The 13991-nt window shown below is 49.6% G+C and carries 10 protein-coding genes; 5 read left to right on the top strand and 5 right to left on the bottom strand.

Going from position 1 to position 13991, the window contains the following annotated elements:
• The first annotated feature begins 59 nt into the window (after positions 1-59).
• Positions 60-263 carry a hypothetical protein gene (locus EPD17_RS06845; protein WP_240040766.1) on the top strand — a complete coding sequence of 68 codons (204 nt, stop codon included), beginning with the start codon at positions 60-62 and terminating at the stop codon, positions 261-263.
• A 452-nt stretch (positions 264-715) separates the two neighbouring features.
• On the opposite strand, the gene EPD17_RS06840 is transcribed toward EPD17_RS06845, so the two are convergent.
• Positions 716-4099, bottom strand: coding sequence for a vitamin B12-dependent ribonucleotide reductase (locus EPD17_RS06840; protein ID WP_240040765.1), 3384 nt, complete (start codon positions 4097-4099; stop codon positions 716-718).
• A gap of 141 nt (positions 4100-4240) precedes the next feature.
• Here EPD17_RS06840 and EPD17_RS19930 point away from each other — a divergent pair, with 141 nt between their 5' ends.
• Complete coding sequence (locus tag EPD17_RS19930) at positions 4241-4507, top strand: hypothetical protein (RefSeq protein WP_165929550.1); 267 nt, start codon at positions 4241-4243, stop codon at positions 4505-4507.
• Between the two features lie 152 nt (positions 4508-4659).
• On the opposite strand, the gene EPD17_RS06835 is transcribed toward EPD17_RS19930, so the two are convergent.
• The 3 genes from EPD17_RS06835 to EPD17_RS06825 form a co-directional block, all read right to left on the bottom strand.
• Positions 4660-5538: a discoidin domain-containing protein gene (locus EPD17_RS06835; RefSeq protein WP_132052881.1), complete on the bottom strand. Its 879-nt coding sequence runs from the start codon at positions 5536-5538 to the stop codon at positions 4660-4662.
• Between the two features lie 18 nt (positions 5539-5556).
• Positions 5557-7356, bottom strand: coding sequence for a RagB/SusD family nutrient uptake outer membrane protein (locus EPD17_RS06830; RefSeq protein WP_204743342.1), 1800 nt, complete (start codon positions 7354-7356; stop codon positions 5557-5559).
• 75 nt (positions 7357-7431) lie between these two features.
• Entirely contained in the window at positions 7432-10632 is a 3201-nt protein-coding gene (locus tag EPD17_RS06825; RefSeq protein ID WP_204743340.1) for a SusC/RagA family TonB-linked outer membrane protein, read from the bottom strand.
• Between the two features lie 375 nt (positions 10633-11007).
• Between EPD17_RS06825 and EPD17_RS19925 the strand changes: the two genes are divergently transcribed.
• Genes EPD17_RS19925 through EPD17_RS06815 form a run of 3 tightly spaced genes read left to right on the top strand, consistent with a single transcriptional unit; the run spans position 11008 to position 12788 of the window.
• Positions 11008-11442 carry a hypothetical protein gene (locus EPD17_RS19925; protein WP_165929549.1) on the top strand — a complete coding sequence of 145 codons (435 nt, stop codon included), beginning with the start codon at positions 11008-11010 and terminating at the stop codon, positions 11440-11442.
• Entirely contained in the window at positions 11396-12133 is a 738-nt protein-coding gene (locus EPD17_RS06820) for a geranylgeranylglyceryl/heptaprenylglyceryl phosphate synthase (RefSeq protein ID WP_240040764.1), read from the top strand. The genes EPD17_RS19925 and EPD17_RS06820 overlap by 47 nt, the downstream gene beginning before the upstream one ends.
• A gap of 1 nt (position 12134) precedes the next feature.
• On the top strand, positions 12135-12788 hold the full coding sequence (locus EPD17_RS06815) for a hypothetical protein (protein WP_132052875.1): 654 nt from the start codon (positions 12135-12137) through the stop codon (positions 12786-12788).
• A gap of 216 nt (positions 12789-13004) precedes the next feature.
• Here EPD17_RS06815 and EPD17_RS06810 read toward each other — a convergent pair whose 3' ends face one another.
• Positions 13005-13991 (bottom strand): M28 family metallopeptidase, encoded by a 987-nt coding sequence (locus EPD17_RS06810; RefSeq protein ID WP_132052873.1) that lies wholly within the window; start codon positions 13989-13991, stop codon positions 13005-13007.

The following is a 13991-nucleotide window of genomic DNA, read 5'->3' as shown; positions in this document are numbered from 1 at the left end:
AATTCATAATGCATAACTAATAAATCATCATTCACAATTCATCATTTAAATACGAAACCATGTTTGGAAATATGTTTGGCGGCATGAACAAGGACAATGCGCAAGGACAGGTAAACGAATTAGTTGAGCGCCTGAAAACAAGCGCTAACCTTTCGGATGAGCAGGCACAGCAGGTACTGCACACGCTGAAGGATTTTGTGGTAGAAAAATACCCAATGCTGCAAGGTGCTGTGAGCAGCATTTTTGGCGGCGATAATAAATAAGCTCCATTTTATTCATTGAAATGCGCACTTGCTTAATGCAGGTGCGCATTTTTGTTTGTAGAAAAATCTTTCGCAATGGCCTTCCCGAAACTTTGCTTGCTCGGGTAAATGAAGCGCCTTACCGTCATTGCGAGGCGCAGGAGCAGCGATCTTACCACACGCATCTTGTGCGCCGAAGCAATCTCCTCCTTTTATAACACGTTCCTGAAAAAATTTCGATTTTTGGTTTCCAACACCATGCAGGAGATTGCTTCGGCGCACTTAATACTCCATTACACACAACCCCTGCGGCGCCTCGCAATGACGGCCCGATCCTGATTTTTTCTACGAAGCCGATGATATTTCACCCAACAAAAATGCCCTGCATCGCTGCAGGGCATTTGCTTATCATAACCCAGTAATTATAGCCTGTCGATTAATAATGCCTTTCTAAAAGTTGTTTCATTATGTACTTAGCTGCATCCCATGCTGTTACCGCAGTTCAAGCACTTGTAGCAGGTGCCGCTACGTACCGTAATGTGACCACAGGTGTTACAGGCCGGTGCATCGCTTTGCATGCTTTTAGCTGCTGCGTTTACCGCATCCATTTTCACTTCGGCTTTGGCAGCTACCTTTTGCGCTATGGGCTTTGCAGCAGGTGCTGCGGCTGGTGCTACTACACGTACTTGCGACAGTTCCGGTGTTTTTACCGGCTCGTCCCAGGCATCGTTTCCGGTGTTCATTACCTCGGGCTTGTCCAGCACATGCACCAGGTCGGTGCGGCTCAGGTATTCGTAACCCAGCAAGCGGAAGATAAAGTCCACGATCGAAGTGGCCGACTTAATGTTCGGGTGTTCAACAAAACCAGCTGGGTCAAACTTGGTAAACACAAATTTTTCTACATATTCTTCCAGCGGCACACCGTACTGCAAGCCAAGCGAAACCGAAATGGCAAAACAGTTGAGCATGCTGCGCATGGTAGCACCTTCTTTGGCCATATCAATAAAGATCTCTCCCAGTGTGCCATCGGCATACTCACCGGTGCGTACAAACATGGCTTGTCCGTTGATCTTTGCTTTTTGTGTAAAACCACGGCGCTTGGCGGGCAGTGCACGGCGTTCTACAATGCGTGCCAGCTGCCGCTTCAGCTGTGTATCCGGCGAAGCCTGCACCCGCTTTTGCACTTCATCCAACAACTCTTCGATGGTCAGTTGACCCATATCGATGATGTTGCTGTCGGCAGGCAAAGCGTTTTCTGCAACCGCAGTTTCTTCGGCTGCTTCGGTGCCTTCTTCTTTCTTTTTCTTGTCGCTTTTGTTGCTCAGCGGCTGGCTCATTTTCGAACCATCGCGGTAGAGGGCACAAGCCTTGAGGCCCAGTTGCCAGCTCAGCATGTACGAATCGGCGATTTCTTCCACCACTGCTTCATGCGGCAGGTTGATGGTTTTGGAAATAGCACCGGAAATAAAAGGTTGCGCAGCAGCCATCATGCGGATGTGGCCATGGGCATGGATATAGCGTTCGCCTTTTTTACCACATTTATTGGCGCAATCAAATACCGCCAGGTGGCTTTCTTTCAGGAAAGGCGCACCCTCCACCGTCATGGTGCCGCAAACGTAATCGTTGGCTGCATCAATCTGGCTGTCGGTAAATCCAAGCGCTTCCAGCAGGCTCCACTCGAAGTTGTAATAATCTTCGGGTTTGAAGCCCAGACGCTGGAGGCACTCTTCACCCAGATTGTATACGTTGAATACAAATCCAATTTCGAAGGCCGAGCCAACAGCTTTATCCAGCTTTTCAATTTCAGAAGCAATAAAGCCTTTTTCGCTCAGCGTTTGGTGGTTGATGTGGGGCGCTCCGGCAAATGTGCCTGCACCTACAGCATATTTTACAATCGCATCTACCTCACGTGCACCATAACCCAGGTTGCGCAGCGCCACGGGCACCGACTGGTTGATGATCTTGAAGTAACCGCCACCGGAAAGTTTTTTGAATTTAACCAGGGCAAAATCAGGCTCTACACCGGTAGTGTCGCAATCCATTACCAGGCCGATGGTGCCGGTGGGTGCAATCACAGTTGCCTGCGCATTGCGATAACCGTATTGCTCGCCCAGTTCCACTGCATCGTCCCATGCCTTGCAGGCAGCAGCCAACAGGTAGTTGGGGCAATGTTCGGCTTTGAGGCCTTGCGGTTTTACGCTCAGTCCTTCGTAGCTGTCGGCATCGTAAGCCGCTAGGCGATGGTTGCGCATTACGCGGAGCATGTGCTCCTTGTTTTCTTCGTAGCGGGGAAATGCGCCGAGGAAGGAAGCCATTTCCGCCGAAGTTTTATATGCCGTACCGGTCATGATGGCCGTGATAGCACCCGAGATAGCACGGGCTTTTTCACTATCGTAAGGAATGCCGCTCACCATCAGCATGGTGCCCAGATTGGCATATCCCAAGCCCAGTGTGCGGTATTCATAGCTTAATTGCGCCACTTCTTTTGAAGGGAACTGCGCCATCAGTACGGAGATTTCCAAAACGGTTGTCCACAACCGGCAGCAGTATGCAAACCCATGCACATCGAATTGTGCAGTGTCGGCATCAAAAAATTTCATCAGGTTGGCCGATGCCAGGTTACATGCGGTGTTGTCGAGGAACATGTACTCCGAGCAAGGGTTGGAAGCCCTGATGGGACCGCCTTCGGGGCAGGTATGCCACTCGTTGATGGTGGTATCGTATTGGGTGCCAGGGTCGGCGCAGCGCCATGCGGCGTAGTTGATCTGGTTCCACAGTTCACGGGCCGGCACTTTCTTCATGGTGCGGCCGTCGGTGCGGGCTTTCAGTTCCCAGTCTTCGCCCTTTTCCAGCTTTTCAAAAAATGAGTTGGGGATGCGTACAGAGTTGTTCGAATTTTGGCCCGATACGGTGCGGTAAGCTTCGCCTTCGTAATCGGATGGGTAACCGGCAGCAATAAGCGCAGCTACTTTTTTCTCTTCTTCAACTTTCCAGTTTACAAACTCCACGATCTCGGGGTGATCCAGGTCGAGGCACACCATTTTGGCTGCCCGGCGTGTAGTGCCACCGCTTTTGATGGCACCGGCAGCGCGGTCGCCGATTTTCAAAAACGACATCAGGCCCGAAGATGTACCACCGCCGGAAAGCTTTTCGCCTTCGCCGCGGATGTTCGAGTAGTTGGTACCCACGCCGGAGCCGTATTTGAAAATGCGGGCTTCGCGAACCCACAGGTCCATGATGCCGCCATCGCCAACCAGGTCGTCTTCAACATTGAGGATAAAACAGGCATGTGGCTGCGGACGCTCATACGCCGAAGTAGAGTTTTTCAACTGGCCATCTTTCTGGTCTACAAAGTAGTGGCCCTGCGGCTTGCCGGTGATGCCGTAGCTTTCGTGCAGGCCGGTATTGAACCACTGCGGGCTGTTGGGCACACACATTTGCGCCAGTATGCTGTACACCAGTTCTTCGTAAAAAACGGTAGCGTCTTTATCGGTGTTGAAATAGCCATAGCGCTCACCCCAAACCTTCCAGCAATTGGCCATGCGGTGCGCTACCTGCTTTACCGATGTTTCGCGACCCGAAGTGCCATCGGGCTGCGGCACGCCGGCTTTGCGGAAATATTTCTGAGCCAGGATGTCTGTTGCAATCTGGCTCCAGCCTTTCGGCACTTCCACATTGGTCATTTCAAAAACCACTTCCCCACTGGGGTTGCGGATCACCGAAGTGCGGTAGTCGTATTCGAACAGGTCGAACACGGGAACATCATCGCGGGTGAACTTACGGGTAAACGTAAGGCCTTTGGCTGTTGGTTGTTGGGCGCTGGGCATATCAAAAGAGTTTATGTTGAAGAGATCCATATCCGTCCTGTTTTCCCGCAGCAAAAAGTTAGGCGGGAGGACAAATCTATTTTGACTGGCGAAAAAAAGGCGCCAGAGATGTACACATCGGTGGATAACATTTGTGGACATTTTGGCTAATACAAGCCTGCGGCCCTTTACATGACTTATACACCGGAAATACACATTTTGTGGCAAACTTTTTTTGGCCCGGCGGCGCATTTTCCAAAGCCTAAAATGGGGAATAAAAAAATCGGGGAATTATTGCTGGGCTTGCATTACAAAATATTTTCACAACTGCTTCAATGCTTGCATTTTGCAAAAAACAATGCCCAAAACGGAAAATCCGAAACCGGGTGTGCTTGGCAGTTATGCACATTGTCGTGGCAATTTTTCTCCCCAAAAAAGGTCTTCAAAATAAAGGAGTAATGTATTAAAAAATACACCCACGGCTGGGCACACATACAGCTATTTTTCCATGCAACTGGCCGCGAGATGCCAATGAACCAAACCGGCTGAAAAAAGAAGGGTGCCGGCATTTTTAACCGGCACCCATTGCTTGCTACAAATGAAACGTACACTTAATAATTGGCCTCGGCCAGTTGCTCCATGTCGGTAAGTTCTTCTTTCATCGTATAAAAACTCATGTCGCCTAGGGTTACATAAGTGGTGTTGCCTTGCGTGGCCAGCACCATCACCCTGAAATAACGCGAGGTGTAGTTTTTATCAAAAGGCAGCTTTTTTTCCTCCGTCACCGGCGTGGCTACCGATAGGCCCGCAGCCGATGTCCACACGCGGTTCCAGGCAATTCCATCGTCGCTGGTTTCCAAAGCAAATTGGGTGGGGCGGCCGTTTTGCGAAGCGTTGTTGCGGAAAAAATACCGGATGGCGCCCATTGCCGTGGGTTCGGCAAAACTGATTTTTACCCAATGCGGCAGCGGCGCCACTCCGTTCGACCAGGCCGAATGCCAAAACGTATTGGGGTTGTTGTCTACCAGGTTCATCTTCGGCCCTTCCGAAACTTCCTGCGTGTAGGTTTCAATCATGGCATCGGTAACGGCCAGTTTGGTGAGTTGCTCGGGGTAATACTTGGTATCGATGGGGCGGCGCACAGGGCGTACCATGCCCGAGGTAAGCTTTGTACCGGCCACCACTTCTTTGCCATCAGCATTGAACGGCTGCACGTCAAAATTGTATTCGAGCTTGTTCAGCAGCCCCGACACCAAAACAGAGTCGGTATACTTGCTTACTTTTTGCACCACCCTTGCTCCTTTCTTTTCATAACTCAGTTCGAGGTACAAAAAATTACTGTCGGCCGGCAGGGTCCACTTTACCAGCGCACCGCCCACCCGGGGCTCGGCCTGGATGTTGGAAATATCGGAAGGCTGCGGCAGGTCGGCTTCGTCTTTTTTGCAGGCAAAAAACACCACCGCAAAAAGCAGAAAAATGTATTTATTCATAAAGCAATGCTTGGGCAATTAATAACCGGGGTTTTGAATGAGGTTTTCATTTTTGTTGATCTCCGCAATGGGAATGGGCATGAGGTAAAATGCAGGCGAACGAAAGCTGCGCGGATACACTACTTCCGAAACCCTGAAGAACTCTTCATCGGTGGCGCCCTGTATGTTCATGCCTTTTGCTTTTACATTCAAATATTCCGCTGCAGTCATCCAGCGGCGCAGGTCCCAAAAGCGGTGGTTTTCGAGGTACAGCTCGATGGTGCGCTCCTGGCGTACAATGCTGCGCAGCGTGGCTTTATCAGCAGCACCTCCAATAGGTGCCCATGCTTCGTCGATGGTGGGGATGCCCGCCCTGGTGCGTACCCGGTCGATATAGGTTTTGGCAGTGGCAAGATCATCGCCGTACTCAATGAGTGCTTCGGCATAATTGAGGTACAACTCGGCCAGCCGCACCACGGGCCAGGGGTAGTTTTGCGTAACGCTTAATTGGTCTTGCACCAGCAACGGGTGTACGCCTTTTTTGTTCAGGTAACCGGTAGGTGAATAGTTGTTGCTGCGGCCCTGTATGCCATGTGCGTCGTTTTTCCGGAACTTCATCAGCAGCTGCTTTTGCGCACCTCGGGTAATTTCGTACATGCCATTGTGGTATCCAATCCATGCATTGAACCGGGGCTCACGGTTAAGGTTAAGCGCAAGTGTGTTGCCGTTGGCGCCTGCAGCAATTTCATATCGGCCGTTGTAGTTAAACTCCGGATCTTTTTCAATGGGCAACCCGTTTTTTGTATAAAACTGTTCCAGCATAGACAGCGTTGGCGCTATGCCATTCCACGATGTGCCTTGAATAAACGGCGTGCTTTTGTTTTGAAAATCGTACAGGCCTTCGCGGCGTGTATCAGCAAAAATCACTTCCGGCGAATTGCGGTCGATGATGGTAAACCGCAGGTCTTTTTCAATTGGATTGGCAGGTAATTCGGAACCAACCGAAGCATTGTAACGGTACAACTGGTAGCCATTGCTCTCAGCCAGCGTGATGGCTTCTTTGGCGGCATCAGCGGCTTTTTTCCATTTCTCCCGATCGTAGTTTATCGGTATCAGGTTCGCGCCATCTTTGGAGGTAAAGTTGGTGTAAAAGCTTGCCTGCTCGCCACCGCCGCCATTGAACAACGGCGATGCAGCATACAGCAGCACACGGGCTTTGATTGCTTTTGCAGCAATGCCTGTTGCACGGCCAAACTCGTTGGGCGAAATGGGCATCAGGGGTAATTCTGCAGCCGCTTCATCCAGTTTGTTTACAATAAACGAAATGCACTCATCGTAAGTAGACCGCGATGGATAACGGCCTGCATCCATTTCCACATCGGCAATACCATCCTGGATGATGATGGGGCCATACATGCGGGCCAGCAGAAAATGATAATAACCAACGAGGAATTTTGCCTCGGCTTTGTACTGCACCTTGCGGGCCTGGTCAAGCCCCGGTGTGTTGTCTACATTTTGTATTAAAATATAACACTGCCGGATGCCTTTGTACAGCGTGCTCCAGTAAGAGATCACTGGGTTGGATGCAGTGAATGTGCCTTTTGGAAATTGCGCAAAAGTTTCATGCTCGAATGCCGTTACCACTTCGTCGGTAGTAAACAGGTCGATGGAACCTGTGCCCGCCCTGGGATTGGGCAGCGGCGCATAACAGGAATACAGGAAATTTTCAGCCGCATAAATGTCTTTGAATGCGTCTTTTTCGGTAGGCCGTTCGTCTGGTACAATATCCAGGTACTTTTGACAACCCGATGCTGCAATGCCCACCAACAGCAACAGCATGATTATATTTTTTACGTTCATTTTTGTTTGTCTTTTGTGTTTACGTTTTCATTTGGTACAGTTTGCAACATCATATTACAGCCCCAGTTGCACACCTACGTTTACAATGCGCTGTGTGGGATAGCCAAGGCCATTGCCGCCACCCTGCTCCGGATCCCACAGCTTGAACTTGGAGAATGTGAGCAGATTGAAGCCGCTTAAATAAATGCGGGCAAACTTGTAGTTGTAGCCCACTTCAGCATTCCGGAGTTTGAGGAACGAGCCATCACGCAGCCAGTAGGATGAGTTTGCCGTGTTGTTCGGGTTATCGAGTTTGCTCAGGCGCGGATATTTTGCAAAAATGTTTGGATTGCCGGGGCTCCAGCGGTTGTCGTCAATAAACTGCAGCACATTGCGCTGATCGCTGGTGCCAAATGGATGAAAGCCGTTGATAAAAAATGAAGTGTTGGTTACACCCTGGAAAAAGAATGAAAGATCCAGTTTTTTATACCGGAACGAAGGCCCGAAACCATAAACAATTTCCGGGATAGTGGGATAGCCCATGTACACCCGGTCGTCGCTGTTCACCATATTCAGACCGTCAATGCCGTTGGTAATGTCGCGGTATTTGATGTCGCCGGCCGTTACAAATCCACCCAGTTGTTGCAGCGGGCTTTTCAGCACTTCGGCATCGTCAATAAACAGGCGTTCGGCCTGGTAGCCCAACAGCGAGTTGATGGGATGCCCAACCAGCGACAGGTTTTTATATTTGGTAAATGGCGGTTCATCGTTTTCCACCACAGTGTTGTGTGCATAGGTAAATGTACCTTTCAGCGTTACCTGCAGATCGCGGGAAACGGCCTTGGTATAATCCAGGGAAACATCAATGCCCTGGTTGCGCACCGCACCCAGGTTGCCATAAACCGTGGTACCCAGCGTACCAAAAGATTCGGGGATTACCTGCCGCTGCAGGAAGATGCCCTTGCGGTTTTCTTTAAACACATCCACCACCAAGTTGATGCCATTGGCTAGTGAAAGGTCCATGCCCACGTTGATTTTTTCTGCCACTTCCCAGGTAATGTTGGGGTTGGCAAAACGCAGGTAGCTGGGGCCATTGCGGGTATAATCCTGGTTTACGCCGCTGGTGTAGCCTTGCCCGCCTAGGTTGATATCGGAGAGGTAAACAAAGCGTGCCCCACCGATCTGGTCGTTGCCCACCAAACCCCAGGAGCCGCGCAGCTTTAATGTTTTAATGGGACGTTCAAGCGGCTCCCAAAACTTTTCGTTGCTCACCACATAGCCGCCCGCAACGGACGGGAAAAATCCGAAGCGTTTTCCTTCGGCAAAATTTTCCGAACCATTGTAGCCAAAGTTGGCCTCCAGCATATAGCGGTTGTCAAAGGCATAGGTTACCCTGCCTGCAAACCCCTGCGACCTCCTGGGCAGCGATGCAATTAAGCCATCGGGGTTGTTTACATTATACTCCTGCTGGTTGTACAGCAACAGGCCCGACACGTTGTGCACGCCGGCAAATGTTCGGTTGTAGTCCAGCGATGTTTGGAAATAAATGGTGCGGTCGCCGCTATGCGCAGTGCTGGTGCCTAATGTTTCATTCTGCACCGTGCCCACTCGTGTCAGGTCGTAAGAAACAGTTCCGTCGGGGTTTTTCACGATGTTGTCTACCAAAAACTGGTTGTATCCCCTCGAGCGGTTGGTGTTGGTGTTGCTCCAGTTTTTAAACGAACCCAATGCTTTGAATGCAAGGCCGGGTGTGATAAAATTCAGTTGCTGTTCGCCGTCAACAGTGGCCACAATGGTGCTTTGAAAATTATCGGTATAACCGCGTACCATTTCGGCAAATGGGTTAATATAACCATCGTTTACGCGGCCACCGCTTTTGCCACCATACCGAATATCGTTGCTGCCCGGCGCTGATGGAAACATTACCGGAAAATCAACACCATTGGCATTCATCACATCGCCAAAAATGGCGTTGGCATCTTTGGCCGGACCATGATAATCGCGGATCTGTGTATTCAGCCGCAATGCAAACTTGGTCGACGGGCTGAGTTGTGCATTCAGGTTGTTTTGAAACGAGTAGCGCTTCACCGAAATATTATTGTCGTAGGTATGCAGGTTCGACTTTTTGAGAATGCCATTGTCGTGGTTAAATGTGGCGCTCATAAAGTAGTCCACCTTTTGCCCGCCGCCCATTACGTTTACGTTGGCGCTTTGGTTCATTGCGGTTGACTTAAACAGTTCGTCGTACCAATTTACATTCGGGTACAGGTATGGATCAAGCCCCTGTCGTGTGCCTTCGATCTTGTCTGCGGAATATGGAATCTCTCCGGTGCTGCGGCCAATCACCGCTTCGTTGTACAACTCCATGAACCGAACACCATCTACAAACTTCGGAACAGAAGTAGGCGCAGCAACGGAGTTTTCAATACGAATATTAATACGCGGCTTGTCCAGGTTTTTACCGCGTTTGGTTGTTACAATCATCACACCGTTTGCACCCCTCGAGCCATATATTGCCGTAGCGGTCGCATCTTTTAAAATGGAAAAGCTTTCGATCACTTCCGGCGCCAGTGCATTGAGGTCGCCGGCCGAAACGGCCACACCATCAAGAATGATCAATGGATTGGTCGCGCCACTAAATGTTGAAATGCCGCGGATAAAAAACGATGCACCATCTGCACCTGGTTGCCCCGAACGCTGCACGGCAATAACGCCCGCCAGTTTACCCGCAAAAGAGTTGGACAAGTTGCTGGTGGGTATACGCAGTTCTTCGGGCTTTACACTTTGAATGGCGCCCACAACGCTGGCTCTTTTTTGTTTACCAAAACCCACCACCACTACTTCATCGCTGGCACTTACCTGCTGCGCCAGTCGTATGTTTTGATGACCTGCACTTGTTACTGACACTTCAAAGGTTTGGTAGCCGATAAAGGAAACCTGCAACGTGCCGCCTACATCCGGCGCCTGTATGGTAAAAAAGCCCTCGGCGTTGGTGGATGTTTTGGCACCGTTTTCCTTGATGGTTACCGTTGCATTGGCAAGCCGCTGGCCGGCAGTGTCGGTAACGGTACCGGTTATGCGCATATCAAACAGGTGCCGTGCAGTTCGTTCATCATACCGTGCAGCACCCGGAACGCCTGCAGGAGCTGCATGTACATCATTGCTAATTTGTATCAACAATAGGGTGAGTAAAACGCCAGTAGTACGCCAGCTTACCTGCCGGCGCCGCTTTGGCTTTGTAAAATTTTGTAACCAGCTAGCTTTGTTTTCGACCATGATCTTACGAGGGGTTTAAATAAATCAGACGATAGGTTTTTGTATCATTTAGTTGTGACAGAAGCAAACATTCCAGGCTGGCTTTTCGGCATACAACTAGTCGGCTACCAAACAGCACACAGCTCCGCCCCATGCGGCAAAAAGCCTCATTCGGGGTAGGCGCTACCCGCGCAAAAAATCAAATGGTTACAGCAAATTGCAAAGGCACACTCCGGCCCAGCGGCGCATCAAGATCATCGCCGTTTTGTTCAGCATATTCTTCTAGAAAAAATCCTTTTCTCATTTAGCAAAAACACAACTGCATTGCGGCAATTAGTCCAAACATTTCAATGGCGTCATCAGGTTTATCGTTCTGCAACAATCGTTAGTAACAGGATGCTTGAATTCACCGCTCTTTTAATCCCACACATAAGCATTCGGATAGTTGCAAGAGATTATGACTTTGTTAAATCCTATGCGATAATAAAATTTATTTTTCCGCTATTGAGTCGTGCTCAAGTTGTGTTGCTTGCGCAAACGTTTGCAATGGCAGCACAAACGTTTGCACAAATTTTCATTTACGCAGCACCGAAATGCATTAAAAAAATAGACAGCCGAATGGGAAAAGCGAAACCCTGTGGCTCCGCAAAAAACAGGAACAGAACAGGCCCCATTTGTATGCTTTGGCACTCCGCTTCAGCCTTTCGGCGTTCATTACCAAAACTTTTCGCATTTTTGCCGCACAACAACTCACGGGAAGCTGATGGCCGTTTATCCGAAACTTTTGGAACAAAAAACATGGGGCAGAAAGGCGCTGGCTGTACTCATTGACCCCGACAAAGCGGCACCAGCACATTTGGACAAACTTGTACAACTGTCGTTGGATGCTGCTGTTGACTATTTTTTTATCGGTGGCAGCCTGATGGTTTCCGATCAACTCGATGCCTGCATCCGGGGCGTTAAAGATCGTTGCTCCATTCCCGTTATCCTGTTTCCTGGCTCTCCTGCGCAGATCAGCCCTTCGGCCGATGCGCTGCTTTATCTTTCCCTTATTTCGGGGCGCAACCCGGAACTGCTCATTGGCCAGCATGTGCTGTCGGCACCGGCCGTTAAACGCAGCGGCCTCGAGGTGTTGCCCACCGGCTATATGGTCATTGATGGCGGGGCGCCCACAACTGTTTCCTATATCAGCAATGCAGCCCCCATCCCCGCCGACAAAAGCGATATTGCGCTGTGCACCGCACTGGCCGGCGAAATGCTGGGACTGAAACTGATTTATCTGGATGCAGGCAGCGGCGCCAAAAAGCCGGTGTCGGAAGAAATGATTAGAGCAGTGGCCGAACAAATTTCGGTGCCCCTGATTGTGGGCGGCGGCATCCGCAGTGCAGAAAAAGCTTACCTCAATTGCAAGGCCGGCGCCGATGTAGTAGTGGTGGGCAATTCGCTGGAAAAAGACCCGCTGCTGATTGGTGAGATGGCGGCTGCTGTGCACCAGGTTTGTGCCAGATCAAAAAACTTTTAGTATGGGGCTTGGCAGGGCAGCATTTATCGATACTGCTGAACAATTACTGCAGGAGCAAATTAGTGAAAGCGATCATGCTTATATAGATCGAGATGATTTTTACCTGAACAACAGGATTGGCGTTCTATTCCAGAAACCTAAAGGCTGGGCACTGGTAAGTAATGGCCAATTTGCTGATGCAAGAGCAGGACAAATTTTGGCAAATGGATGGGATGAAGACAAAGAATTGATTTTTGAATTGCTTGGCGACCCATTTTGTGTTCTTACCAAATACGATCCAACTGACCCTTCTTTATACAAACGGTTTTCTCCCACTATCGCGGTAAAAGCCACACCCAGGAAAGATTTTGAGGAAAAGAATTTGGAACAAATAATACGCAGTTCAGAGTATAGCACCAGGCAAATTCTCAGGAAGTTTAAGGTTGTAAAAAGATATGAGCCTTACGCAATGTCGGGCTGTACATTTTATGAATTTGATTGCACCTATATGTTCGAACATATAAATCTAGAAAAACCTGTTCGGGCTGATCTTAAATCCATAAAAACAGAAAGCAATGGACTTGTTTTTGACTTCAACTTCACCCGGTCCATAGCATGCAATGAAAGCGAAGATGAAGCATTAGAAAGGTTTAAATCATCGATACTGATTGCCTGATCTTCAAATACAGCACTTACTGCAGCAGAAACAGGCAAACATCTTTCTAAACATATTCCTGACGGTGGTAAGTTTAACTTACCAAGAAATAATCTATCTATTTTGCCTGCCCAGTCCTTTCCTATTTAACCATCCAACAGTTTACTTCCCGGTAAGATTAAGGCCATTTACACCAATATGCTTTTCGCATAACCATCCCCGCTTGCTTACATCCTTTCACTGCGGTACGGAGTACATCTTTGGCCGTTCGGTGCCGTCCACCAAAGTACGGGTGGCCTGTATAATGCCGTTGGTTACATTTAGCAAGTGTTCCTTGTTGATGGTGCGTACTTCATCGCAGGGGCGATGATAACAGCCTTCGGTGTCATCGCTGCTCATAAAAGTATGTGCGGGAATGCCCAGTTGGGCAAAAGGATAATTATCGGAGCGGAGAAATAGATCGCCGCCGCTGCTGTATTGTTCCCTGGCCAATTTTACTGACGATCCATTTAAATTGGCCCGTACAATTTCTGCAAGGCTGGAATACTTGGAACCGGTGATGAAGAAACTGTTTTTGCCGGCAGCGGCAGTGCGCCCCAGCATTTCGAGGTTGATAACAGCTACTACTTTTTTAGCTTCGACGGTTTGTACAAAATATTTGGAGCCCAGCAAACCGAGTTCTTCGCCGGCGAATGCACAAAAAATAATGGTGCGGCTGTTGCTCTTTTTTTGGGCAAAATAACGGGCCAGTGCCAGCATGGTCGCTGTGCCCGATGCATTGTCGTTGGCGCCGTTGTAAATCGGATCGCGGCCGCGGCGTTCGGCAACCAAATGGTCGTAGTGTGCCGAAAAAATAATAAACTCCTCGGGCTTGTCGGTGCCGGGCAACATGGCTACCACGTTGGCCAGCCAGCGTTCGGGATCATAATTTTCGAGGTTCAATGCCTGCACCTGCCCACCCGAAAAAGCACCGTCTTTAAAAAACTGCAGCATGTCGCTGTCATCAAAATAAGACACCAGCCCTGCAGCCTTGAAGCTATTTACAATAAACGTTGCGGCTTTTTTCAATTCCGCCGTGTAGTTGCCCCGCCCTTTTAGCGAGTCTGATGCCAGCACCTCCAGCGCATGTTCGAGTTGCCCCAGATCAACGCCGCTGGTATCGGGCTGGGCCTGCACGTTAGCATGCAGGCAAATCATCAACAAAAGGGAAAAAAGCCGCAACAT

Source organism: Pseudocnuella soli, from assembly GCF_004347775.1.
Lineage (GTDB): Bacteria > Bacteroidota > Bacteroidia > Chitinophagales > Chitinophagaceae > Flavisolibacter > Flavisolibacter aquaticus.
Note: the sequence above shows the minus strand (reverse complement) of the source record. Positions and strands in the feature narration are given on the sequence as shown.